Genomic DNA, 26555 nt, shown 5'->3' with positions numbered 1-26555 from the left:
TTATCCCTATAAAAAAGATTGTATATGCAGTTTATCTTCTTAACACCAATTTAATGTTTGCCCGTTACTGCCTTTATACTATCCCAAGAGGCACGTTTATAATCATCGATTACGCATCATTTTGATACATTTGGTTGATAGGCCTTATTGAACGTATAAAAACGATCTACGACTCAAACCTATTTCTAGAACTAATTTTTATAAAAGACAAACAACCCACATATTATATTGTTTGAATAGAAAACAGCGAAATAAATGCCATTTTACAGCTTTGGAATTACTCAGTAAACAGTTATCATTACTTAAGTATAAAGCACCAATAATACAATTTTTATCGCCACGTTAGCGAAGAGGCCTTAATACCTGTCACCTTGCCTTTTTCTAAAAAAAATCAGCTACTTTACCTGTATATTACCATCCCATTCGATAAAAAAGGATTAATTTTGTTTTTTCTTAACTCAGCAATCTAAACAATACCCGTTACGTTTTATGAGAAAAATTATAATTGGAAGCTGGTTACTTTCACTCCTTTTCTGCTTGCCATTGCTGGCTCAGGATGCGGGAGTAACAGGTCGTGTGACTTCATCAGATGACGGTTCAGGACTCCCCGGTGTAAGTGTCGTTGTTAAGGGAACAACGCGCGGAACAACAACCGACGCAAACGGTAACTACCGAATTAACGCCGAACCTACTGTTACGTTAACATTCTCGTTTGTTGGATTTAAACCGCAGGACGTGGCCGTTGGGAATCGTAGTGCGGTCAATGTTGTCTTAACGCCTGATGCGTCGACGTTAAATGAAGTGGTCGTCACCGCGCTGGGTATTCAACGGACCGAACGTGAAATAGGCACGTCGATTGCCCGTATCAGCAATGCCCAGATTACACAGGCAGCCCCCATCAATGTGGCCAACGGGTTGACCGGAAAAGTGTCTGGCCTTCAGATCAGCACCACCAATAATGGTGTGGGTGCGGGTGTCCGGCTAACGCTTCGCGGTAACCGTTCTTTTTTGGGTAACAACCAGGCCTTGCTGGTTGTCGACGGCGTCATTTCAGACATTAGTTTCCTATCGTCGATCAACCCGAATGATATTGAAAACACGACCGTTCTGAAAGGACCCAGTGCGGCAGCACTTTATGGTTCCGATGCCTCCAACGGAGCGCTTATCGTGAACACTGTACGCGGCACTAAAAACAACAAACCGCAGATCACCTACACCAACAATACGCAGTTCGAGACTATATCGTACATGCCGGGTCTGCAAACCCAGTTTGGTGCCAACGGTGGTGAAGCACAGCCATTTTATGATCGCAACTATGCCCGTCTCTATGTACCGTATGAAAATCAGCAATTTGGCACCCCGTTCGACGGCTCCATCCAACCGCTTGGCTATGGCGTTCAGATTCGGGATGCTAATGGAAACGTTCGGATCGATACACTGAAAATTCCTTATTCAGCACCTGGTAAAGACCCACGCAAAGCCTTCTTCAACACAGGGGTTACGCAGCAGCATGATATTTCATACCGCATTGGTGATAACCAGAATTACTTTGGATTGAGCTTACAGCGTGTCGATCAGAAAGGGGTTGTACCCAATGACAAGTACCAACGTACGAATATCGGTATTCGGGGCGGGCGGTCAGTCGACAAGTTTACGACGAATGCGAGTGTACAGTTCACGTATCAGAATACAAACACGGAGAATGGCGACTTCAACCAAAACCGGCCTGTATACTGGAACGTACTGAACCAACAGCCACAGGCACCCCTGAACAGTTATCCGCTCAATGACATCACCTCTCCTTATGGCGATGTGAATGGATTTTACAATGCGTATTATCCGAATCCCTACTGGCAGATAACTGGCGATAACTCCCGGAAGGTCACCAACTTATACACATTACAGGGTTCAGTCGATGCGTCGTACAAGTTTACAAACTGGTTAAGCGTATTATACCGGGTAGGCGGACAGATGTACAATTCGCAATTGAAAGCCCATATTGCCGATGTTACCTTCTCCGACTACGCTACGGGCGATCCCTGGGAAGCAGGCAATATAGCGTCTTCAGCGGGTGGCCATACGAATGCCACCGTTCAGGATGCTACCCAATTGAGAACCCGCTTCACGGGTGACCTGCTTGTTACGGTAAATCCAAAGTTCGGTGATTTCACGACCCGGCTGATTCTGGGTCAGCAAACTCGCCAGGAGTATTCGCGTAGTACGTACGACTACGCCGGCGCCCTTGTTGTTCCCGGTACATATAACGTGGCTAACCGGTTAGGAAACGCTACGTTGGCGGAATACAGCAGCCAAAACCGTCTATTAGGCGCCTTTGGTGACCTGACCTTGGGTTACAAAGATGCGTTGTACATCCACGCAACAGGCCGTAATGACTGGACGTCTTTGTTAGCGCCCAGCAACCGCTCCTTCTTCTACCCAAGTGTCGATGCGTCGGTTATCTTGACTGAATTGATCCCTTCGCTGAAAAACAACCGGGTACTTAGCTATGCTAAACTCCGGGGCGGCTTGTCAAAAGTGGGTCAGGTGAACGTAGCACCTTATCAGTTGCAGAACGTGTTTAACCCAGGCACAGGCTTCCCATTCGGCAGCCAGGCGGGTTTTGAGCAAAGCAATCAGCAGAATGACCCCAACCTGAAACCCGAATTTACGAACAGTAAAGAAGTAGGTTTGGAAGTAGGCTTGTTTGACCGGTTCAACCTCGAAGCAGTTTACTACAATACGGTCACCACGAACCAGACGGTGCCTATTCAAATTTCACAGGCAACGGGCTACAATACAGCGTTGATCAACACGGGTAGTATGCAAAACCAGGGCGTCGAACTGGATTTGCGGACCATTAGTCCGCTCGTAAAAGCAGGAGGTTTCACCTGGGATGTCAACATGAACTTTACGTATCTGACCAGTAAAGTAACTGATCTATATCAGGACCTGCCCCGGATCAACATACCCTACGGAACTGACCCCTACCGGCCAACTCTGACGGGTGGTGCCTCGAACGTGTACGCAGCCAAAACGTATGCTTACCCCGCTCTGTTTGTCAGCGATATTCAGCGTATCCAGACGACGGACGCCAAAGCGCCTTACTACGACGCGAGCGGACAGTATGCCGGTCGCCCCGTGGTCGATGCAACCGGTTATCCTATTCTCGACCCGAACCTCAAATATGCAGGAACAACGCAACCCAAGTATCGTTTCGGCTTTACGAACACCTTTAAGTTCAAAGGCCTGACGCTGGCGGCCGTAGTGGAATACCGTGGTGGGGCCGTTATTTACAATGCCCTGGGTAATGCCCTGGAATTTACAGGAGCGGGTATCCGGTCAGTTTACGCCGGTCGGCAGAACTTTGTGTTCCCAAATTCCGTAGTGGTCGGCAACAATGCAGATGGTACCACGACGATTACACCCAATACGAACGTAACGACCAAAGATGGTAATCTGGTTTTCTGGACCAACTCAGGCTACCACAACGCAGCCTCCAGCTACGTGACGAGCGCCGATTTCTGGAAACTTCGTGAAGTGGTGTTGAGCTACAACATTCCAGCGTCGATTTTGGGGTACACCAAATTTATTAAGACCCTGAACGTTGCCCTGACAGGTCGTAACCTGATTATGCTTCGGCCAAAAACGAACGTATTCACCGATCCTGAGTTCTCAGGTGGTACCAACGCCAACGACACCAGTAACGCTGTCGGTACGACAACCGAATACCAGACGCCCCCAACGCGGCTTTATGGCTTCCGGCTCAGCTTTGGATTTTAATCTCTAATTCAGCAAACAACGATGATTCATATAAAACGACTAACAGCGGGCATACTTGCCGGACTGTTGATGGTAATGACGGGTTGCAAGGACTACCTGGAAGTTAATAATAACCCAAACCAGGTAACCGCAGCCACTCCTCAGTTGGTGCTGCCCGATGCGCTCGCCACTACGGGCTGGTACCTTACGGGTAATGGACCCAGTGGGGTCGCTGGTAACTTTTATTTCCTGAACCTGTGGATGGGCTACTGGAACTGGAGCGGCAACTATTCGATTGCCACCTCGGATAAAAACTACCAGTTTACCCAGGGATTCAACAATAGTATCTGGTCGAGCGCATACCTCAACCTGAAAAACTATAATTACGTCGATACGCAGGCAGCAACACTGGGCCAACCGCTGTTACAGGGTATGGCCAAGATTATGAAAGCGCTGCATTTTCAGCTTCTGGTCGACACCTATGGCGATGTTCCTTACACATCGGCCTTGCAGGGTACGACCACCATTCTGCCTACGTACGACAAAGCGCAGGATATTTATGACGACCTGTTCAAGCAGATCGACGCAGCAACAGCTCTTTTGGTAAAAGGAGACGGCACGCTGAATCCTGGAACGAACGACATCATGTTTCAGGGCGACATTAAAAAGTGGCTCAAGTTTGCCAATACGCTGAAGCTGCGGATGTTGCTCCGCCAGTCAGAAAAACCCGAGCGCGCTTCGTTTATTCAAACGCAATTAGCTACGATCAAAGCCTCCGGTTTTGGTTTCTTGGGCGCTGGTGAAAACGCAGCGGTCAATCCGGGTTACTCGAACTCACAAAATCTGCAAAACCCGTTGTATGGTGCGTTCTACGCCATAAATGGAAACCCAACGACGCTCAATAACCAGTACAAGGGCAATCTGTACGGGATCTCGTTCTACAAGAGCACCAAAGATCCTCGTTTAAGTGCTTACTACCGGCCGGTAGCGGGCACGACGACCAACTTCAATGGTACTCTTTTTGGCACCACCGATGTGTTGGTAAACAGCCAGGTATCGGATATTGGTCAGGGTATATTGAAAAAAGTTGATCAGAGCTCGCCTATTTTGCAGTCACACGAAAGCCTGTTCATGCAGGCCGAGGCCGCACAACGGGGCTGGATTGCGGGTGATCCAAAAGCCTTGTATCAGGCAGCTATCAGCGAGTCGTTCATCAATGTTGGCCGTACAGCCGCCGAAGCAACAGCCTATTATTCTCAGGCTGGCGTAGCAAATGTAAACTGGGAAGCCTCGACCAACAAGATCGAAGCGATCATTACCCAGAAATGGGCATCGGAAAATGGAACCGCTCCTTTCGAAGCCTGGTCGGATTACCGGCGTTTAGGGTTACCAGCCACCATCCCGATTTCGCAGGACCCAAGTACGACGGTCAAACAAATTCCGCTTCGCTTGCTATATCCTACAGCGGAATATAGCACGAATGCAGCCAATGTAGGCGCTCAGGGGACTATTAATCAGTTTACTACCAAAATCTTCTGGGAGAAGTAATGCCTAACCAAAACAAGCACACAACCATGAACAAATTCTTTAGTATTATCGTGGCCGCGAGTTTGGCAGTTGGTCTGACTTCGTGCCTTAAGGACGATGAACACTTTGTCGATTTTGCCGGAGCTGGCTACGTAGCCGAAATTCCATTTGTAGCGAACCGGAGCATTCTTAATACAACCGACTCACTGAGGAGGACAAGCACGACAGCCTATGTTTTCCCGATGGATGTCAACATTGCTTCACCTAATCCACCAACGCAGGACATGCAGGTGAGCGTCGCTGTCGATCAGGCGGCACTAACGGCCTATAATACGGCTAACAAGAAAGCTTATCAACTGCTGCCATCAACGGCATTTCAGTTGACGCCAACAGTAACCATAAAATCAGGCACTCGGATCGGGACGGTCAACATTACCATTCAACCGAATCAGATCCCTGCAACGGGTGGTCCATTTGCGATACCTGTCAGTATTACAACGGTGCCCAGCAATGTGGTCATCAGCGCGAATTATCATACTGAGATCATCGCGGTTCCCTACAAATAGTGGAATTGGAATACGCTTAGAAAAGCAAAAAAGCCTGCCAGTGATGGCAGGCTTTTTTAGTTCATTTAGTAGACAACTCTACATAAAATAGTTAAGCCGACTGAGTCTCGACGACTTCCTTGTTCTGCCCGGTCAGTTCGGCCAGCAGTTCGGCTACATTCACCGTGGCAAAGCTACTGGCATAGTCGGCCATGGCATAGGGAATGATCAGTTCACCATTGTTGATAAGGCCTCCGCAGCTATAAACAACATTGGGCACGTAGCCTTCCCGCTCGTTTTCGTCGGGGCTCAGGATGGGCTCGCTGGTGCGGCCAATAACTTTGCAGGGATCGTTGAGATCGAGCAGAAACGCACCGATCGCGTATTTACGCATAGGACCAACGCCATGACTTAAAACGAGCCAACCAGCTTCCGTTTCGATGGGCGACCCACAGTTACCCAATTGCACGTATTCCCAGTTATAAGTCGGTTTGAGAATGAGTTCTTTCGTCTGCCAGAAATACAGATCGTCGGAATACATCAGGTAGATGTTCTCTCCGTCCTGCCGCGAGATCATGGCATACTTACCTCCAATCTTACGGGGAAACAACGCCATGCCTTTATTGGACACTTCGGCCCCGTTGAGCGTGCTCACGCTAAAGTGTGTGAAGTCCTTCGTTTCCAGCAGTTGCGGAAACGTAACGCGGCCATTGTAGGCGGTATAGGTAGCATAAAAGGTTACTTCCCCATCGTCATCGGTAAACCGCACAAACCGGGCGTCTTCAATGCCGTTCGTCTCGTTGGGTGATGTTGGAAAAATACACCGCTCGTCGAGGCTTTGGTCATCGTCGAAGTGAATTTCATAATTCGACTTAGCCAGTGCCAGTAAGCCACTGGCAATGGTATCGTATTCGGCATTGTACCGATATTGCGCCAAGACGCGCTTGATCTGCGCTTCCAGCTCCGACAGGCCGAATTCGTCACCCAGCCCCACCATCATTTTTTCCTGGATGCTGTTTTCCAGCCGTAATTCATAAAGTTTACGCTCAAACATCGTCCGGTTGAATCGATGATTGGGAACAATTTCCGGAGAAGTTACATACCTGGACGGTTGCCGCAAAACGATTTTACCCGCTTCATCGATGTACCCCATTCGAAACGAGATAGACGAAACGTGCCCCTCTCCGGTTGCGCGCAGACTTAAAATAAAGCGCTTGTATCCCGGAGGAACATTGGTCTGGTCGGGGTGCCAGATCATGGATGGGTTAAACAACGCGGCTGATTCGAGCGAGTATTCCATAGTGAAATACGCACCCAGCAACAGCTTTCGATCTTCGGTAAGTGGCTCGTCGGTGAGCAAGTGGGGCTTTATCTGCTCGAACCGATTCAGAAGAAAGCGTTCGAGTTTATAATGCCGACCACCAAATTCGCGAATTACTTCGTCCAGCTTTTGTTCAGCTTCTTCATCGGTCATGCTTCCCACGCGAGCCACAATCTTCAAGGTTCGGGTCGTGCTACCCAGATCAAAAGGCCGAAAGAGAACGCGGGTTGGATCTGGCCGGAGAACAATGCCCGTTCGGGTGGCTTTTATACTCATTAATATAAATACGTTAGTGAATGACCAATTGAACGTTAGTAAGTTATTTCCGTATAAAGGGTAAACACTGCTTTACACATCACTTACTCTTTACAACTAGATCACCCACCAACTTATTATCCTTATTCTTCACTTACCCATTCATCATAGCGGGCATCGCTACGTTAACCGGCTTTACATCAGAACGTTGCTTTTGACTAGTATATAATTCAGCCAACGCTAATAAATAAGATAACGTGGACTCCGCACCCTGGTTCTGGTTAACGCGGTCAATGTGCAATCCGTCACGGCAACCGCCCGTTTGCTGGTCATAGAGCGGCAGACCCAGGTCATTATAGCCCGTAAACCACTTGAAGATGCGGATAGCTGTTCGATGCCATTCCTCATCACCCGTAGCCGCAAACGCGGCCAGACAAGCTGAGATCGTACTTTGGGCTTCCAGTGGTTGCTGATCAAAGTAAGCACGGGATTGCCCTTTGGTATAGAAACCATTTGAGCCGATCGGCTGAAACTGCCCATGGGGCGATGTTTGCAAACTCACAAGCCAGCGTAAGGAATTTAAACCGATATCGACCAGGTGCTCGTCGTTTGATCGAATCAGCACATGCGCCAGAACAGCGTTGTCATACGAAAGTGTGTTTTCGAACCAGGGCCAGTCTTCGGTAGCCGTTTCGGTGTAACGGAAGGTAAGCTTATCGAGCAGTTGACGCTCAATCGTTTTGGCCAGCCGGTCGTCGTTAAATTTTTTCTGGTACTCATAAATACCCAGCAACGCAAACGCCCACGAACGGGGAGACGACATGGAAACAACCGTCGGCAAAACTTTTTCGAATAAACTCATCGCCCAGGTAACCGTATTTCGGTCGGCCGATCGGCCAATGCAGGTACCCAGCGCCCAAATGGTACGACCCGTACTGTCATCCGACCCAAACTCTTCGAGCCAGCGACGGTCGTAACTCATAAAGTTCCGAAAACGTCGGTGATCATCCGTGTACGCATGGTTGATGAACGCACAATAATTATCGGCTGCTTTGGCCAGTTTTTGATCGCCCAGACCAGCCTTTTGAAGTGTCAGGGCCAGGATCAGCGCCCGGGCATTGTCGTCGGTGCAATATCCCTCATCATAGAAAGGTAAATGATGACGGGCGTGCTGTATGATACCGGTCGAATCCGTCAAGCGAAACAGGTGATCGAGCCGCAGAACGGGCAATTTAAAGACCAGGCTGCTGTGCGCACCAACCGCATACACAGCCTGGTTGTTGACCGTACTCATCCGCTCCTGCCGGGCATGAGCGAACGAGTTGGCATAGGCTTGAATGGCGCGTTCCCAGATCATTTCACGACCCATCAGATACGCTTTTTTTCGAATCTGATGCCGTTTCGATTCATCGCTGAGCAGGTCTATAATTTCAGTAGCAATCGCATCTGAATCACCAAAAGGAACCAGAACGCCCCGGCCGTCGGCCAGTAGTTCTTCAGCATGCCAGTAAGGCGTCGACACAACGGCCTTTCCACAACCAAACGCATACGATAGGGTTCCTGAGGTAATCTGTGCGGGATTCAGGTATGGCGTAATGTATATATCAGCGGCACCCAGGTATTCCAAAAGACCATCCAGTTCGACGAACTGATTATAGAACCGGACATTATCGCGAACACCACAATCCTTGGCTAGCTTTTTCAGGCTATCCCGGTAGGCCTCCCCTTCATGCTTTATCAAATGAGGGTGAGTAGCTCCCAACACCATATAAACGACATTGGGGTATTTTTCAACGATCCTCGGCAATGCCCGGATTACGTTTTCAATGCCCTTATTGGGCGATAGCAGACCAAACGTCAACAACGTTTGTTTGCCTTCCATCCCGAATTTATCCTTAAAAAAGTGTGGGTCTACAAACGGCATATCCGGAATGCCATGTGGAATAAGGTCTATTTTTTCTTCGGGTATCTCGTAGATATTTATCAAAAAATCGCGACCCTTCTCTGACATACAAACTACCCGGGACGACAAATCGGCAATGCTTTTCAGCACCAGCAGTTGGTCTTCGTTGGGATCTTTCAGGATGGTATGAAAAGTAGTCACGATGGGCATCGTCAGGTTACGAAGCAATGTCAGAATATAATTACCAGCTGGCCCCCCATAGATGCCGTATTCGTGTTGCAGACAAACGACATCAACGTCTTTCGAATTCAGAAACTCAGCCGCTTTTTTATACGCGTTATGATCGTGCTGGTAAAAATCGTACCGCACTTCAGCCGGATAATCGTAGCCGTCCGGTGTATCGTTGACAGACACGACCAATGCCCTGGAATCAGGTATAAAGGAATCGTATGAAAGGTAGAGGTCTGATGTGAAGGTAGCGATACCACATTGACGAGGGAGATAATCGCCAATAAACGCTACATTTTTAGGATTATGTCCCCACGTGGATGCCTCCGTTTCGGTTTGATCAGCATGCTTATAATTAATTATGCCGGGTCGGTTCGTGTGAGTTGCCATACTGTTGATAGTGGGAATAATTTGTTACTGTAAAATCTATCAATATAATCCTCTTATTGGCCATTTTGTTTGGCCTAACCACTGATTTTAATGGTCTTAGCTAACTTTCGGGTATAACTGACAAATTTTATTTTCACCATTCTACAATATAGCCTATTTTCTATTGAAAATGCCCTATATCTTATCGATCAGTCGGTACGCGCGAATAGATGCTCCTTAATAACGGTAAGCAATCTGAACAACCTACCATTCTACGGATGTAGCCGCCGGACCGGACAGATTACTCAGCCTGTCAAACGGCAATTGTATTCCGGTTAGGCCACTGTTTTTACGTACCTTGCGGACTTATTTCGCGTTGATCACGTATGATTTGGCATAGTGTCTCTTCTTTTATTCTAAAAAATAGAATTTCACTTGTTCTGGCGGTGTTACTCGGCACCGTTTTTATGGGCTACCAGGCCAGCAGGGTCAAGCTCTCTTACGAACTGGCCAAGATTTTACCCGTTACTGATCCCGATTACCAATATTACGAAGCGTTCAAATCGCGGTTTGGGCAGGATGGCAATGTGATGGTGCTCGCCATTGAAACCGACAGTATGTACCAGCTTGGGTTCTTCAACGACTGGTATGCCCTGAGTCAGAAACTCAAGCGCATTGAGGGGATCAAAGACGTCGTCTCGAATGCGAATCTGTACAATATCATTCGAGACGATTCGGCCCACACGTTCCGTATTCGGTCGCTGGTACCAAAACCACTCACCACCCAGCTGGGCCTGGACAGTCTGAAAACGCGGATTGCAGCCCTGCCGTTTTACCGGAACCTGGTGACCGACAGCAGTGGCAAAGCACACCTGATGGCCATTAGTTTCGACCAGAAAGTGGTTAATACCAAGAACCGAATTTCGCTGGTTCGGCAGGTCGAAGCCGTAGCCGATTCCTTCGGTAGAAACCACACGCTTAAAACCAGTTCCGTTGCTTCCACATCCGACGGCACGGTTCACATGTCGGGAATGCCCTACATCCGCACCGAGTTTACGGCTAAAGTCAGTAAAGAAATGTTTCTGTTTCTGGGACTGGCTTTTCTGGTTACAGCCCTGATTTTATTCTATTTCTTCCGCTCGTTAACGGTCGTTCTGTCGGCTCTTGTGGTGGTAGGTGTTGGCGTAATCTGGGCAACGGGCTACATCGTTCTGCTTGGCTATGACATTACACTGCTGACAGGCCTGATTCCCCCGTTAATCATCGTCATTGGGGTGCCAAATGTTATTTTTCTGCTCAATCGATACCACGAAGAACTGAACCGGAACCGTAGCAAAGACGAAGCCCTGACGATTGCCAGCGAGAAGGTTGGTGAAACGACCTTTTTTGCCAACATCACCACCAGTATCGGCTTCTTTGTTTTCTATTTCACCGGGAGTCCCCTCCTGGTGCAGTTTGGTTTGGTAGCTGCGCTGGGTATCATGACGACCTATGTGGTATCGCTCATCCTGATTCCTATCATTTTCAGCTACCTGACGATACCGACGCTCAAGCAGCGCGGCCATCTGGAACGTCGGCAGGTGAGCGGCTTTCTGAGTTGGGTCGATACGCTGGTACACACCCGCCGAACGGCTATTTATACCTTCATTGCGATCATAACAGCTATCTCCATCGTTGGCGCCCTGCAAATTAATCCGATTGGGTTCGTCGTGGACGACCTGCCCAAAAACGACCCGATTTATACCGACTTAAAGTTCATCGAAAGCCGGTTCAAGGGCGTTATGCCCTTTGAAGTGAGTATTGACGCGAAGCGGGCCGGTCGGGTTTTAACACCCCAGACCCTCACTAAAATCAAACTGCTTGAACGCGAATTTGGCAAGTACACTGAGTTTACCCGACCTCTTTCGCTGGTTGAAGCCGTCAAGTTCTTTTATCAAGCTTACCGGGGTGGCGATCCTAAATATTACGCATTGCCTGGTGCGCTCGAACTAAGCCAGCTGGCGACTTATGCACCTCAGTTGAAAGGAGCCAAAAATGCAGGCGGAGGACTGGCCTTTAAAGCCTATCTGGACAGCACCTTTCGGTATACCCGGATTAGCTTCCAGATGCCTGACGTCGGTACGGTTCGCACCACGCAGCTCCTGAACGAGCTCCAGCCCAAAGCCGATTCTATTTTCAATATAGACCGGACAACGGGCAAGCGTGTGGCAGCCGCCGACCAGTACGACGTCCACATCACCGGCAACAGCGTTGTGTTCACACGGGGCAATGATTATCTGCTTACGAATCTGGCCGAGAGTACGGTTATGGCTATTTTGCTGGTGTCGGTCATTCTCATTATTCTACTGCGCGATGTCCGGCTAAGTCTGATCGCTATTCTGCCCAGTGTGGTTCCTTTGCTCGTTACGGCGGGTATTATGGGCTTTTGCGGTATTCACCTGAAGCCATCGACGATCCTGATTTTCAGTATAGCCTTTGGCATATCGTCGGATGGCACGATTTATTTTATCACCAAATACCGGGATGAGCTGCGAAATCAGAAGATGAGTTTGGATCGGGCCGTTTCCGAGACGATTCGTTACACAGGCATCAGCATGTTTTATACAGCCATGATTCTGTTTGCGGGCTTCGCCATTTTTGCGGCCTCGACCTTTCAGGGAACCGTGGCGCTGGGTATTCTTGTCTCCATCACCCTGCTCATGGGCATGGCCTCCAACCTCATTTTGCTCCCGGCCTTTTTGCTAACTGTCGATAAAAAGCGCAATCAGAAAACGGTTAAGAAAATGATGAATGATAAATGATGAATTTTCATTGTCGATTTACCCCTAAATCCCCTGAAGGGAACTTCGCTCATGTGCGGACAAAGTCCTCTTCAGGGGATTTAGGGGTAAAGAAGCTAAATAGTCTTACTCGGCAAAACGAACTCCTAAAGAGCGTCAATTCATTACTCAACTTAAGCTTCTTCAAGTAGCGTATCGAAGGATATAAACTGATTGCCAAAGCGATGCTGAATCCGTTCACGCAGGGCATCGGCATGATACTGCTGGTAAGCCGCATAATCGGCCATGCTACTAAAATCGAGTTGAACAGAGTACGTTGTGCCGCCATTGTCCAGCTCGGTCAACAACCGCAGAATTTTATGGCTTACGGGCAGTTCGGTTGCCATCACGGCTGGCAAAAAGAAGCGTTTCATCCAGCGAAGCCAGTCAGACGCTACCTCATCGGCAACGCTATACGTTGTATTGTAAAGAATCATAGATGGTAAACAACCAATTTTCGGTGTAAGTTGGTCATTTGGTTGTTTCTTTGCCAAAGAACTAAATTTGCTCGATAAATCTCTCTACTCATGTATTCTGGATTAGTACACGCCCACTCGGGGCTTCGCTGGATAGCCCTTGTTCTGCTGCTGGCAGCCGTTGTTGTCGCTATTGGCAAATGGCAGGGACGCAGTGGTTACACCGATGGTAACCGTAAATTATATTTATTTACCCTGATTGCGGTGCATACACAGCTTCTGCTGGGGCTGGCTCTGTTCTTCATCAGCCCAAAAGTTAATTTTTCACTGATCAGCGAAAAGCTTTATCGTTTCTACACGGTGGAACACACGGCCGGTATGCTGATCGCCATTATTCTGATCACCATTGGCTATTCCCGCTCCAAACGGGCTACCGATGCCATCACCAAGCAACGCCTGATTGGTATTTTTTACGGCATAGGTCTTCTGCTCATTCTGGCATCCATCCCCTGGCCATTTCGCATCATTGGCGCAAACTGGTTTTAAACGGCCTATTCCGTATTGATCGATTCCATTGACGTCCGTAACGATAACCAGTATCGTTACGGACGTCACTTTTTTATTGGTTTGACAAGTGAAAACGGGTGATTCAAGGCAGTTAACATAACTGCCTTTTTGACTATTTTTCAAACCAGTTCAAACGTACTACCAGTTCAAACGTACTATAAGGTGAATAACAGTTTGGCTAATCCCGCTAGGGATGGCCTGTCAATAGTTGTTTAGCTTATGTCTGGTCTGAAGCGCCGTAGATGCGACCTACTCTTGTCGATCTGGGTCGCACCTACGGTGCTTTATATAAAAGCTCACTCTCGCTTTTCTAGTAACAGGTCGCCCATGACAGGGCTTTTCTGTAAGAAAAAAAGAAGTGTAGGCGCCCTAAGGTTAAGGAAGCCACCCCACACTTAACCTCATTATTCACGTTAACAGAAAAATAATCTGAAAATTTGGTTCTCCAATTAGTTTACGGTCAGCGATTTAGAATATTGGCACGACAAAATTCCATGAGCCGTGGGGAAAAATTTCCTCAACGGGTAGGTAGATAGCAGGCGATTCGGTACTTTTATAGTACGTAACGTGGATTTGACCTCAATTCTATGATGAGAAAAATGCTCCTGGCAGTATTTTGTACTGTCTCGTTTGGCATCGTTCAAGCACAAACCGTATCTACCGTAACTGATAAACTGACTGACGTATCCACCGTAACGTCAAACGAAGTAAGTTTTTACGATCAGATTCCGCTCGTAAAAAACGTCATCAACTACGCAAAAGAACATCTCTCTATTCGTTACCGCTCCGGTGGCACAACGACCCGGGGCTTCGACTGTTCTGGCTTCACTCGCTTCTGCTTTAACAAGTTTGGCATTTCGCTTCCTCACTCCAGTGCTGCTCAGGGCAATGTAGGAGCTGCGATCGACAAAGAATCGGCTCAACCCGGTGATCTGATTCTGTTTAAAGGCCACAGTTCAGGCGGCAATCGGATTGGCCATGTCGGCCTGATTACGGAAGTAATCGGTGATCGAATCAAATTCATTCACTCGGCCTGGAACGGGGGCGTTCGGTACGATTACCTCAATGCGAGTTATTACCAGCATCGATTTATGGGCGTCCGGCGCGTCGTTCATCTACTGGCAGAAAAATAAACCAGCTTAAAGTCTCCTTTTTATCTACACATTGTAAAGCGGCTTTCTGGCCGCTTTACTTTTTCAAGGTTGTTCCAGCCCCTTGCCGCACCGCGGTTGCCAATTCATCGGCATGGCAGATAATCACGTTCGATACGCCATTGTCCAGCGCTTTAAAAGCATTGTCCAACTTCGGGATCATGCCCTTGTTGATCGTTCCGGCGGCTTTGTTTTCGGCGTACAGTTCAGGAGTGAGCACGTCAATAACGCTGTTGTCATCGTCCGGGTTACTCAGAACGCCTTTTTTCTCAAAACAATAGATCAAGGTTACGCGATTATGGCGACACATATCGACGGCAATGGCCGACGCCATCGTATCCGCATTTGTATTGAGCAGATCACCCGAACGGGAATACGTTATAGGCGCAAAAACCGGCGTTAAATCCTGGCGAAGGAAGAACTGAATTTGCCCGGAGTCCACTTCCTCTATGTCACCGACCATGCCATAGTCAATGTCTTTCACGGGTCGTTTTTTGGCAAGCACCGTTCCGGCATCGGCACCGGTCATGCCAATTGCATTCACGTCGAGCGCCTGAAGCTTCGCCACGATTTGCTTGTTGACCAGGCCACCATAAACCATGGTGACCACATCGAGCATAGGCTGATCGGTAATGCGACGGCCTTCTACCATCGTGGTTTGAATACCCAGCTTTTCAGCCATCTGGGTAGCCACTTTGCCCCCCCCGTGAATCAGCAATTTAGCGCCTGGCAAACCAGCGAAAGCTGTTAAAAATCGTTTTAAAGCCGCCGGATCGTCAATGACATTACCGCCAATTTTTATTACCGTCAGGTTATCCATTTTTTAGAATTTCTTTTAATACCGCCTGCGCCGACCATTCGCGGTTGGCCGCCTGCTCAATCACTAGCGACTGAGGGCTGTCGAGCACAGCATCGGATACTTTTAAGTTACGGCGAACGGGGAGGCAGTGCATGAATTTTCCATTGTCCGTCAGGTTCATGTCGTCCATCGTGACGGCCCAGGATGGGTCTTGCGTCAGCACCTGCCCATAGTGCGTGTAGGACGACCAGTTTTTCCCGTAAATAAAATCAGCACCGGCAAAGGCTTCGCTCTGGTTGTGCGTGACGCGGGCATTCCCAACGAACTCGGGCGCTAATTCGTAGCCAGCCGGGTGTGTTACAACGAACTCGATCTTACCGGCCTGGGCGCGGGCATTCATCCACTCGCAAAACGAATTGGCAACCGCCTGCGGTAACGGTTTGAAATGCGGTAGCCAGGTCAGCACCACTTTGGGGCGGTCGGTGCGCCGGGCTTCTTCAATCGTAATGCAGTCCGCCAGCGATTGCAATGGATGGCGGGTGGCGGATTCGAGATTAACGATGGGGACACCAGCGTAGGTCGCGAATTGGTGCATGACCTGCTCCCGGTAATCTTTGTCGCGGTCTTTGAGCTCGGCGAAGGCGCGGATGCCAATGATGTCGCAATAGCGACCCATAACCGCAGCCGCTTCCCGAACATGTTCGGCTTTATCGCCATTCATGAGTACACCTTCTTCCATTTCCAGCCCCCAGCTATCCTGCCCCACGTTCATGGTCATGACGTTCATACCGAGATTTTGGGCGGCCTTCTGGGTGCTTAGCCGGGTACGAAGGCTGGAGTTAAAGAAGATCAGGCCAATAGTTTTGTTTTTGCCAAGCAGTTGATCGGCAAACGGATTGGCTTTGGCAGCAAGGCCGGATTGAATCAGGGCGTCGATGCTGGTGACGTCGGCGAGGGAGAGAAAATTGGTCATTTATACTCGTTAGGTAACTCACTTACCCAGTATGAAAAAAAGCAACTAAACTACTGGATACGGCGCTGGCGTATCTTATCATTTTCTACTACGGTGTGCATTCGTTCAAGCATGTACCCTTCTTTTACTAAGTTTATTATCAAGCAGGCGGGTTCATCGGCCGTTATGTTTTGCAAACGGAAATAAACAACACCTGGCGGCCGGTAACCAAACTTAAAAATCAACGTTCAATAGTCTTCATCGAACGTGAGAATGATGTGATTCTCTTTAATAGCAAAATCGGTTACGTCGCTATCTGCTATACCGGGCATGTCAAACGCTACATGCTTTATATCATAACCTGATTCCGAGTAAAATGCGGAAACAGGTAACCGGAAAGTTTTCGGCGGCCAAAAATATCATGATGCCTGACGCAGATTTCCAGTTGGAAAAAAGATCAGATTATCTTTCATCGTCGCATGAACGTAGGCAAAAACCGCTTGCATAGCTTCTTTCGTCAGGCGCGGATAATTATCTAGTAAATCCTGCTCTGACCATCCGTCGGCAACACGTTTCAATAAAAATTCCACCGAAAGTTGGGTACCCTTGGTCACAGGCTTTCCTGAAAGGATACTTTCGTTTGAATGAATATAGTCTTGCCAACTCATAGCCAACAGTGTTTTAACAAAGATAACCGAACAGTAACTTTCTACGTTCAGCAGACTTACTTCCAAATGAAAAAGTTGGTTGAACGGCTTTTGTCTTTAGCTTTTTATTCCAGAGTTGGTAAAAACCCCGTTGCCGTTCAAACAGCCTCTGTTTTCAGGCACAACCGTAAAGCTTCCAGGAATTGATCGGCTTCATCGACGCCAATAGCCAGCGACGGCAGCAGACGAATAATGGTTTTACCCGCTACACCCGTAAATTGTTTATGCTCGAACAACAACGTTTTACGAAGCGCATCCACGGGAAAATCATATTCGATTCCAATCATCAGCCCCCGGCCACGCAACTCCTTATAGCCGCCAATCTGCCGAATGCCATCCATAAAATAGGTACCCATCCGCGTTGCGTTTTCCATCAGCCCTTCGTCTTTCATGATGTCCAGTACGGCAACAGCCGCTGTACACGCCAGGTGATTTCCGCCGAAGGTTGTTCCCAGCAGGCCGTAGCTGGCCTTAAATTTGGGTGAGATAAGAATGCCGCCAATGGGAAAGCCATTGCCCATGCCTTTGGCCATCGAAATAATATCAGCTTCGATACCACTGAACTGGTGCGAGAAAAACTTACCGGATCGGCCATATCCACATTGCACACCATCCAGAATAAGGATAGTACCCGTTTCATCACACCGTTTGCGAAGCGTCTGTAAAAAATCGTCGGTAGCGACCTGTATGCCCCCTACTCCCTGAATACCTTCAATAATGACAGCACAGGTATCCGTTGTAATACCGGCCAAAGCTGCTTCAGAATCGTTATAGGGAAGGAACGTAACGTGCTGATTGTAATTTATGGGGGCAACAATAGCCGGATTGTCGGTTACCGCAACGGCGCCGGCTGTACGGCCATGAAACGATTTCGTAAAGGCAACAACCTTCGTCCGCCCATTGTGAAAAGACGCCAGTTTCAGCGCGTTTTCGTTGGCTTCGGCCCCGGAGTTACACAAAAACAACGCATAATCAGGGTGATCCGACAGAGCACCCAATTTATCGGCCAACTCCTGCTGTTGCGGTATCCGGACGGAATTGGAGTAGAACGAAATCTTGTTCAACTGATCAGTCAGGGCCTTCACGTAGCGCGGATGCGTATGTCCAACTGAAATTACCGCATGCCCACCATATAGATCGAGGTAACGTGTCCCATCGGCATCCCAGAGGTAGCTACCCTTTGCAGTGGTGGGTTCAATATCGTAGAGCGGATAAACGTTAAAAAGTTCTGCCATTTCCTTGTTAATCTAAGCGTGCCGGAAAGTTGGCCTTTCTGGTACTTTCCTATAAATGAGGTGCAAGTTTACGGATAATCAGGGGAATAAAGGGGCTAAAACAGAAAAAGGAAGCTGATTCAGCTTCCCTTCATTGCCTGTGCCAATTTTTACAGTCCGTCAACAAACGAACGAATTGCCCGAAGTGATGCCTCAAGTTGTTCAACCATGCTCAGGTGTCCGGCCTGCTCGATGGTAACGACACGGATCTGCCTGGACAGATCCGCCAGCTGCACCGTTTTTTCGTAGGGGATCAATTGGTCGTCGCGGCCCAACACCAGTAAAACCGGGAATTCCGCATTTCGCAATACAGCCGTTCGATCGGGACGACCCGCGATGGCTTTCACACCCGCCACAAGCGCTTCGGCCGGTAATGTCAGATAGCGTTCCACCAGTTCCTCCGTTTTTTCGGGTGGATACGTAGGAGCCACCATTTTTGGCATCTGTTTCTGAATGAACGGAGCCGTTCCGTCTGCTTGTAAGGCCTTAATTGCCTGTTGCCGGGCCTCCCGTTTGGCATCATCATCGGCAGTAGCAGTTGAATGATAGAGTACCAGCCCTTGGATCACTTCCGGGTATTTTTCGGCCAGAGCCAGCGCCATGTATCCTCCCATTGAATGCCCAACCAGTACAACTTTTTCGACGGTTGAGGCCTGCAACACCTCATACAATTCTGCGGCATAGTCTTCAATCGTCGTCAAGGTTGACAGGCGGGCAAAATCAGGCGTCAATACGGAATGATCCAAAGCCAAATCGGCGTAGATACGATCCCAAATGGAAGCATCTACGCCGTGGCCATGGATGAGACAAATCGTTGGTAATTGGCTCATCAGGAAATTTGTTGCTCTATGAATTATTGATAACGCCCAGCAGGATAAGTACTAAGCCAACAATCAGGCCAATGGCACCGATAACACCTAAAACACTACCACCACCCAAAAGGAGTAATAGCAAACCAATGATACCGATAATTACACCCAGACGGACATTCGAGCTCATGGCTTTCGTTTGGTCTGGTGCTACATGGTTTTTAATTTTCTTGTCAATTTTCTTGAGCATCGCCCGTTCCATCAGCGACATTTTCTTCGTCGAAGCTGCATTGGTAGCTACTTCAGCTTTTGCACTTGTTGTTGCCAGCATTTCGTTCAGCCGAGTCATGCGTTTGGCCAGTTTCTTGTTCGAAGCCAGTTTGTTGTCATTACGTACATACGCTTCTACCTGGCTTACCGCCTGCTTGGTTTGGGCAAGCTGTTGTTCAACAGGGGCTGCTGTTGCAGGCGTTGCAAGAGCGACTTCCGCTGGTTGTTCTGTAGAAACAGGGGCAACGACTGCTACTGATTGAGATTGGGCTGATTTAAAATTTTCGCGGGCAGTTGGTTGAAAATAAGCGACCGGACGGCTGCAGGACGAAAGAATAGCGGCACCCATAAGTGCGGTAAAAAGGTTTTTGGAGAACGTGCTCATAGTGTATTGATTTAAAAATTAACGATTGAAATATAATCCACAACAACTACAACTTCTATGATTTGTTGGGGAGTCCAGAGAAAAGAGAAAACTAATTAGCGTTTTTAACCCAAAAGCTCGGCAAAATCCCCGTCAGCCCGGACTTTCCATTGGCTGGCGGGGATTTTTTCAATCGCCCGAGCGACGATTATAATAAGCCAATCAGCAAAATAACAGCCCCGACCAGAACGGCAACCAGACCTACTGTGGCAGCCGTACCTGATGTTAAAATCAACAGAAGCAAACCGATGATAACCAACACAGCACCACCAGCCAGTGTACCCGAGTTAACCATCGTTTTTTCTGGATTGGCAGGAGCCAGTTGCTTGCTGATTTTTTTGTTCATTTTTTTCAGCATCATCCGCTCCACCAGATTCATTTTTTTAGGTGCATTTGCTTCAGTCGGAGTCAGAGCGGCTTTAGCCGAATTAGCAGCCAGTAATGTGCGAACTTTATTCAGGCGTTTCTGAACCGATTTGTCAGCACTCAATTTGCTGTCATTGCGCACCATAGCATCCATTTGCTCGAGGGCTGTCGTCGTCTGGGCAACCTGTTCTGACGGTGTCGTTACAGAAGCCGTAGCGGTTGTTTGAACAGCCACAGGAGCCGCAGTTTCTGTTTGCGTTACGGGCACAACTTTAGCTGGCGCGGAGGCAAAATGTTCCCGGGCACTGGGTTGGAAATACGCTACCGGACGGCTACAGGATGAAAAGACAGCAACACCTAAAAGTGCAACAACGATGTGTTTGGAGAACATACTCATAGTATATGGTTTAATTAGTGAACGTTTGAGTTACCACCTGATGAACTATAACTTTATTCATTTGTTGGCCTGTTGTTCAAAAAAAATAGCCTACTCCGGCTAAATCAGAAAATTTATAAAACTGACAAGTGGCCCAATAGATCAATACGAGTATGGATAATTACCTACCCTATACGTTATAGAATATAGAAATATACCTGAATTTCAGCTGCCATTAATGGAAACCTTTTCAAATAATTATCTGATTAACAATACGCTAACAAATTATTATTGATCATTTAATACAGCTCAAAATGTGTCCTTAACATCATTCTATTAATAGAATAGACTATTCTTCGCCTTACGTTTACGGACTAAAAAAATTTATTCAGAACTTTTCCATAGCGCCGTACTGGTACAAGAGCAGCTTTATACGAATGTTCTTTTTTTAACGATCCAATTCAAAAAAACAGACCCGACGTCTACGTAGACGTCGGGTCTGTTTCCTGAGAAAACCTGTCAATTATCAGGCAACTGAGCGGAGTTGATATGTAGTGGATTTGCCGAATTTTTCGCGGGCATATTCCAGGCTAACAGTTAGTTCGGTAACGCTCGTTTGAGAAGGCATTTCGAACATAGCGTCGGTAATAATGGATTCGCAGATTGAGCGTAGTCCACGGGCACCCAGCCCATATTGCAAAGCCTGGTCAACAATATAATTCAGGGCGCTGGGGTCCCAATGAAGGGTAATTCCCTCCATCTTGAAAAGCTTATCGTACTGCTTTGTAATGGCGTTTTTAGGTTCCGTTAATATTTGCATCAGGGCATTCCGATCCAGTGGTTCGAGGTGCGTCAAGACGGGCAAACGGCCAATAAGCTCCGGAATAAGGCCAAACGATTTTAAGTCGAGCGCCGAAATATACCGCATCAGGTGTCCGCGTTCGAAGGTATCGTTTAATCGCCGGTCGCCGGAGAATCCAATAGGGCGGGTATTGATCCGCTTGGTAATATGCCGTTCGATACCATCGAAAGCGCCACCGCAGATGAACAGGATATTTTCGGTATTCAGCGCAATCAGGCGTTGGTCGGGGTGTTTGCGTCCCCCCTGGGGCGGCACATTCACAACAGACCCTTCCAGTAATTTCAACAGAGCCTGCTGAACCCCTTCGCCACTGACGTCCCGCGTGATGCTCGGATTGTCGGATTTACGGGCAATTTTGTCGATCTCATCGATGTAGACGATACCGCGTTCGGCCGCTTCCACATTATAATCGGCCGCCTGCAACAGGCGAGTCAGAATCGTTTCCACATCTTCACCGACGTAGCCTGCTTCGGTGATAACCGTAGCATCGGCGATGCAGAAAGGGACTTCCAGAATCTTAGCGATTGAGCGGGCCAGATAGGTTTTGCCCGTCCCCGTTTCGCCAACCATAATGATATTCGATTTCTCGATCGTTACATCATCGTTGGTTTTAGGCTGCATCAACCGCTTGTAGTGATTATAAACCGCGACCGTAATTGATTTTTTGGCTTCGTCCTGACCAACAACGTATTGATCGAGATGCCGTTTCATATCAATCGGTTTAATGAGATTGATATTCAGTTCGGTAGGCTCACTTTTTTTAGGGCGCATTTCTTCCAGCACCACCTGATGCCCCTGCTCAATGCAGTAGTTACAGATGTGTGCATCGATGCCGGACAGGAGCATCATTACTTCGTTTTTGCGTCGTCCACAGAACGAGCAACTAATTTGTGGCATGAACGGTTGCAGGGTAAATAGGCTGGGGGTTATCAGACGCAGCACACAGAAGTGTACCCGCGATCCTGGTTAAAGTAACGGTTCGACTAAATACTTTGTTAAACCAAAAGCTAAATTCGATAAAAAAAACGACTCAGGCGAACCTGAGTCGTTGGGTCTTAGCAAAGTTATTAATTGGTTGCCAGAAAAAGTACTAAGCCGTCAGTTAATCCATGGTCGGTGGCAAATGCGAAAGCACTAGGTTCGTCCGTCCGTCACCATGTATTTCTTTTCTAGGCTGCTTTCTCCCGACGCAGTACTTCGTCGATCAAGCCGTATTCTTTGGCCTCTTCAGCTCTGAACCACTTATCGCGATCAGACGCTTGTTCTATTTCTTCGTACGTACGACCTGAGTGACTGGCCAGAATGTGATACAGGTCTTTTTCCAGCTCGAGCATTTCTTTCATGGTCACCTGCATGTCTTTCGACGTTCCCTGCGCACCACCCGATGGCTGGTGAATCATAACACGGGCATGAGGAAGTGCCGAACGTTTGCCAGCAGCACCGCCAGCCAGCAGCACAGCACCCATCGAAGCGGCCAAACTTGTACAAACCGTGGCCACATCCGGACGAACATACTGCATGGTGTCGTAAATACCCAGACCAGCATAGACCGAACCACCTGGACTATTGAGGTACATCAGGATATCCTTTTTAGGGTCGGCCGACTCCAGGAAAAGCAACTGTGCTACGATGATATTAGCGATATTGTCATCTACGGGCAGACCCATAAAGATGATACGGTCGGCCATAAGCCGTGAGAACACATCCACTTCACGGAAATTCATGGGCCGCTCTTCAATAACCGAGCGGGTCATGTTTTCAACCGAGTTATTTTCAACGGTGTGTTTCACGTAACCGTCCACAGTCAGGCCATTAAGACCCATGTGATTCACGGCGAAATTGCGGAATTCTTTTTCGTAATTCATAATTGGGTTTACTTCTTGATTTGAAAACCAAGAATGCTTGGTGTAAGTTCGAGAATTGTTTCGTTACAAAATTGCGTTATCATCACGAAAAACCCTGTCAGTTTAGGTTTAGATTTTATCGTTGTTACTTGATATGAGCACTATCACCAATCGGGGTCCGGCAGAAAAAATACGCTTACAGCGGCTACAACGCGGTTTATCGCAGGAAAACATGGCTGATCTGCTCAGCCTATCGACAACCGCGTATGGCGATATTGAACGCGGCAAAACGGACCTGACCCTCTCCCGGCTAACCCAAATTGCAAACGTTTTGGCCATATCGCCCCTAACGCTGCTCACCGACGATGCCTTGACTGCACAGGTTATCGAGGTAAAATCCGACGAACTTACCAGCCACGAACTCGAAACGCTACGCCTGACGGTGGAGAAACAACAGTTTGAACTGGACAAACTTCGCCTGGAAGCCGACTATTGGAAGCGTAAATACGACGACCGGATTGCGATGGAAGTCCTTCGCTCGATGGGCATGGAGCAAAAACGGGAGCGGATCGGGTTTTGATTTTTTATCTTTGATTTACCTTTGAATAAACAAATGAGCCAGACTACACCGATAAAAAATCATTATTAATTACTTCATTTGTCACCTACACGATTGTACAATAATAGATTACATAATGAACGAACACAGTAAGAACTTCCTGTATCAGTATCTCAACAATGCCTCCCCTACGGGCTTTGAATCGTCGGGACAGCAGATTTGGCTCGATTACCTAAAGCCCTATACCGATGAATACATTGTCGACACCTATGGCACCGCCGTTGGGGTGATTGGGCCGGGCAAAGATTATAAAGTCGTTATTGAAGCCCACTCCGACGAGATTTCGTGGTTTGTCAATTACATTTCCGACGATGGCTATCTGTTTGTCCGGCGTAATGGTGGGTCCGATGCGCTCATCGCTCCGTCGATGCGGGTAAACCTCCACACCAAGAAGGGCGTCGTTGAGGGTGTTTTTGGCTGGCCTGCCATTCACGTTCGTGATCTGGCTAAAGATACAGCCCCTAAAGTAACCGACCTGTTCATTGATGTAGGTGCAGCCACCAAGCAGGAAGTACTGGATATGGGCATTCATGTCGGCACGGTTTGCACGTTTGTCGATGGTCTGATGGAGTTGAACGAACGGTTTTATGTCGGTCGGGCGCTGGACAACCGTATGGGTGGTTTCATGATTGCCGAAGTAGCCCGCCTTTTGAAAGAGAACAACATTACGCTGCCCTTTACGCTGTACATCGTCAACGCCGTGCAGGAAGAAATTGGCCTGCGCGGAGCCGAAATGATTGCCCGCCGACTCAAGCCAGACCTCGCCATTTGCACCGATGTAACGCACGATACGCAATCGCCGAAGTACGACAAAAAAGAACAGGGCGATCTGAAATGTGGCGATGGACCAGTATTGTGTTATGGACCAGCCGTTCAGAACAATGTACTCGACTTTCTGATTGGTGTGGCTGAGCAGCAGAATATCGCGTTCCAGCGCCAGGCAGTTAGCCGCTCAACAGGTACCGATACCGATGCATTCGCCTACGCCACCGAAGGGATTGCATCAGCCCTGATTTCGCTTCCGCTCAAATACATGCACACAACGGTGGAGACAGTTCACATGAATGATGTGCAGAACGTTATTAAACTTATGTACGAAACACTGCTGGCGCTGAAGGGTGGCGAGGATTTCCGATACATCAAGTAGCGTTTAGCACATCTGTTTGCTTACAGTTACGGCCAGGCCGTACGTTCACAACCCGACTCAAATTGCCAGCTTCATTGGGTGCCCGTTTTAAAAAAACAGGCACCCATTTTTTTAGTAGCAAGGCCCGTACAAGTAACAAAATACTTACAAATACTTGGCTAGTAAATTTACTCAGCAATTAAACAATGGCAATAATTTTATCTTACTCAGCTACAGATTGTTAAAATAAAAACAGTCAGAATTAAGTTGAAATCAAGTCAAAACTGCTACTTATTTTCTACTAAAGTTCTTTTATTTACACTAAGTACATACAACTACATACCTCATATAAGATCAAGATTATCAAACAGTTATATTATAAATTTTTAAATCTTTTTTTAATTTTTATACTAGTTATCTCTATTACTTTAGCGCATTAGGCTCAGTAGAATTATCCTTTTTTATAAAGCCGGATCAACATAGCCTTCTCCATTAAACCCATCCTCTAAAATTTTTACTCAACGTTTCGTATGAAATTAATAAGCTACCTATCCGGGCTGCTATTGCTGTTCTTTCTAATCTCCTGTAGCACAAGCCACACTACCCAAAACAACCAAAAACAATCGTTAACGGATGAAACCAAAGTTGATTTGCCGCTATCGGAGGGTATAAATAATAATTATAGGGATTTCAATAAAATTGGCTACCAGAAGGGTGATAAAATAAAGGACATTACGCTGCGATCAATCGATGGACAAACCGTCAGTTTCGCCAGTGTCATGGCCAATAATAAGCCGTTGCTGTTGATATCAGGCAGCTATACATGCGATATAAGCCGCCGTAATGTTCCAGATATGAATGCGTTGACAGCCCGCTACAAAGACAGAGCTACTATATATCTTGTTTACACCATCGATGCACATCCATCGGATGTCGTTAGCCCCTATTCAAAAAACAACCGGATAGAGATTGCTTCGGCCAACATCAGAGATCAGATCGAAGCGAAGCAGCCTAAAACGTATGGTGAGCGGAAGTTACTGGCCAGAAAGTGGCAGCAACGAAACAGTCTGCTTGCTCCCGTTTTGATCGACAACCCAACGAATGATTTTTGGTTGGCCTTTGGTCAGGCGCCCAACATGGCCTGTCTGATCAATCCAGACGGAACGGTTTACTACAAACAGGCCTGGTTCAAGTTTGTCGATCTGGATTCGTCAATGAAAGACTGGTTTATCAATCAACATAAAAACACCACCAGTCCTTAACGGTC

At 47.8% G+C, this 26555-nt stretch carries 22 protein-coding genes; 9 read left to right on the top strand and 13 right to left on the bottom strand.

Annotated elements, in window-relative coordinates; genetic code table 11:
* Positions 1-489 precede the first annotated feature (489 nt).
* Genes ACYVAM_RS17835 through ACYVAM_RS17825 form a run of 3 tightly spaced genes read left to right on the top strand, consistent with a single transcriptional unit; the run spans position 490 to position 5852 of the window.
* Positions 490-3780 (top strand): SusC/RagA family TonB-linked outer membrane protein, encoded by a 3291-nt coding sequence (locus tag ACYVAM_RS17835; RefSeq protein ID WP_461069390.1) that lies wholly within the window; start codon positions 490-492, stop codon positions 3778-3780.
* Positions 3781-3801: 21 nt separating this feature from the next.
* Entirely contained in the window at positions 3802-5307 is a 1506-nt protein-coding gene (locus tag ACYVAM_RS17830; protein WP_461069388.1) for a SusD/RagB family nutrient-binding outer membrane lipoprotein, read from the top strand.
* 26 nt (positions 5308-5333) lie between these two features.
* The gene (locus tag ACYVAM_RS17825; RefSeq protein ID WP_461069386.1) at positions 5334-5852 is read left to right on the top strand and encodes a DUF1735 domain-containing protein; all 519 of its coding nucleotides are present in this window, start codon (positions 5334-5336) and stop codon (positions 5850-5852) included.
* A 91-nt stretch (positions 5853-5943) separates the two neighbouring features.
* Here ACYVAM_RS17825 and ACYVAM_RS17820 read toward each other — a convergent pair whose 3' ends face one another.
* Both ACYVAM_RS17820 and ACYVAM_RS17815 read right to left on the bottom strand, forming a co-directional pair.
* Positions 5944-7428 carry a glycoside hydrolase family 130 protein gene (locus ACYVAM_RS17820; protein WP_461069384.1) on the bottom strand — a complete coding sequence of 495 codons (1485 nt, stop codon included), beginning with the start codon at positions 7426-7428 and terminating at the stop codon, positions 5944-5946.
* 133 nt (positions 7429-7561) lie between these two features.
* Positions 7562-9928 carry a glycosyltransferase family 4 protein gene (locus ACYVAM_RS17815; protein WP_461069382.1) on the bottom strand — a complete coding sequence of 789 codons (2367 nt, stop codon included), beginning with the start codon at positions 9926-9928 and terminating at the stop codon, positions 7562-7564.
* A gap of 365 nt (positions 9929-10293) precedes the next feature.
* On the opposite strand from ACYVAM_RS17815, the gene ACYVAM_RS17810 reads away from it, so the two are divergent.
* A complete protein-coding gene (locus ACYVAM_RS17810; RefSeq protein WP_461069380.1) occupies positions 10294-12708 on the top strand; it encodes an efflux RND transporter permease subunit in 2415 nt (804 codons plus the stop codon).
* A 152-nt stretch (positions 12709-12860) separates the two neighbouring features.
* On the opposite strand, the gene ACYVAM_RS17805 is transcribed toward ACYVAM_RS17810, so the two are convergent.
* A complete protein-coding gene (locus tag ACYVAM_RS17805) occupies positions 12861-13163 on the bottom strand; it encodes a DUF4286 family protein (protein WP_461069378.1) in 303 nt (100 codons plus the stop codon).
* Positions 13164-13253: 90 nt separating this feature from the next.
* On the opposite strand from ACYVAM_RS17805, the gene ACYVAM_RS17800 reads away from it, so the two are divergent.
* On the top strand, positions 13254-13688 hold the full coding sequence (locus ACYVAM_RS17800) for a cytochrome B (protein ID WP_461069376.1): 435 nt from the start codon (positions 13254-13256) through the stop codon (positions 13686-13688).
* 608 nt (positions 13689-14296) lie between these two features.
* Entirely contained in the window at positions 14297-14842 is a 546-nt protein-coding gene (locus ACYVAM_RS17795; protein WP_461069374.1) for a C40 family peptidase, read from the top strand.
* A gap of 55 nt (positions 14843-14897) precedes the next feature.
* Here ACYVAM_RS17795 and argB read toward each other — a convergent pair whose 3' ends face one another.
* From argB to ACYVAM_RS17745, 10 genes are all read right to left on the bottom strand, one after another.
* Positions 14898-15680 carry an acetylglutamate kinase gene (gene argB / locus ACYVAM_RS17790; protein WP_461069372.1) on the bottom strand — a complete coding sequence of 261 codons (783 nt, stop codon included), beginning with the start codon at positions 15678-15680 and terminating at the stop codon, positions 14898-14900.
* A complete protein-coding gene (locus ACYVAM_RS17785; RefSeq protein ID WP_461069370.1) occupies positions 15673-16632 on the bottom strand; it encodes an N-acetylornithine carbamoyltransferase in 960 nt (319 codons plus the stop codon). The genes argB and ACYVAM_RS17785 overlap by 8 nt, the downstream gene beginning before the upstream one ends.
* A 227-nt stretch (positions 16633-16859) precedes the next feature.
* Entirely contained in the window at positions 16860-16943 is an 84-nt protein-coding gene (locus ACYVAM_RS17780; protein ID WP_461069639.1) for a DUF5615 family PIN-like protein, read from the bottom strand.
* 87 nt (positions 16944-17030) lie between these two features.
* Entirely contained in the window at positions 17031-17345 is a 315-nt protein-coding gene (locus tag ACYVAM_RS17775) for a DUF433 domain-containing protein (RefSeq protein WP_461069368.1), read from the bottom strand.
* Positions 17346-17416: 71 nt separating this feature from the next.
* Positions 17417-18553 (bottom strand): aspartate aminotransferase family protein, encoded by a 1137-nt coding sequence (locus ACYVAM_RS17770; RefSeq protein WP_461069366.1) that lies wholly within the window; start codon positions 18551-18553, stop codon positions 17417-17419.
* A 149-nt stretch (positions 18554-18702) separates the two neighbouring features.
* Positions 18703-19422: an alpha/beta fold hydrolase gene (locus tag ACYVAM_RS17765; RefSeq protein ID WP_461069364.1), complete on the bottom strand. Its 720-nt coding sequence runs from the start codon at positions 19420-19422 to the stop codon at positions 18703-18705.
* 16 nt (positions 19423-19438) lie between these two features.
* Complete coding sequence (locus tag ACYVAM_RS17760; RefSeq protein ID WP_461069362.1) at positions 19439-20056, bottom strand: hypothetical protein; 618 nt, start codon at positions 20054-20056, stop codon at positions 19439-19441.
* A 187-nt stretch (positions 20057-20243) separates the two neighbouring features.
* A complete protein-coding gene (locus ACYVAM_RS17755) occupies positions 20244-20858 on the bottom strand; it encodes a hypothetical protein (RefSeq protein ID WP_461069360.1) in 615 nt (204 codons plus the stop codon).
* Between the two features lie 505 nt (positions 20859-21363).
* On the bottom strand, positions 21364-22596 hold the full coding sequence (gene clpX, locus ACYVAM_RS17750; RefSeq protein ID WP_461069358.1) for an ATP-dependent Clp protease ATP-binding subunit ClpX: 1233 nt from the start codon (positions 22594-22596) through the stop codon (positions 21364-21366).
* A 272-nt stretch (positions 22597-22868) separates the two neighbouring features.
* Positions 22869-23564, bottom strand: a complete 696-nt coding sequence (locus ACYVAM_RS17745; protein WP_461069356.1) for a ClpP family protease — start codon at positions 23562-23564, stop codon at positions 22869-22871.
* A gap of 133 nt (positions 23565-23697) precedes the next feature.
* On the opposite strand from ACYVAM_RS17745, the gene ACYVAM_RS17740 reads away from it, so the two are divergent.
* From ACYVAM_RS17740 to ACYVAM_RS17730, 3 genes are all read left to right on the top strand, one after another.
* On the top strand, positions 23698-24123 hold the full coding sequence (locus ACYVAM_RS17740) for a helix-turn-helix domain-containing protein (protein ID WP_461069354.1): 426 nt from the start codon (positions 23698-23700) through the stop codon (positions 24121-24123).
* A 115-nt stretch (positions 24124-24238) separates the two neighbouring features.
* The gene (locus ACYVAM_RS17735; RefSeq protein ID WP_461069352.1) at positions 24239-25309 is read left to right on the top strand and encodes a M42 family metallopeptidase; all 1071 of its coding nucleotides are present in this window, start codon (positions 24239-24241) and stop codon (positions 25307-25309) included.
* Positions 25310-25818: 509 nt separating this feature from the next.
* The gene (locus ACYVAM_RS17730) at positions 25819-26550 is read left to right on the top strand and encodes a deiodinase-like protein (protein WP_461069351.1); all 732 of its coding nucleotides are present in this window, start codon (positions 25819-25821) and stop codon (positions 26548-26550) included.
* Positions 26551-26555 lie beyond the last annotated feature (5 nt).

It is taken from the genome of Spirosoma horti (assembly GCF_054776595.1).
This window is presented reverse-complemented; position numbering and strand designations above follow the sequence as displayed.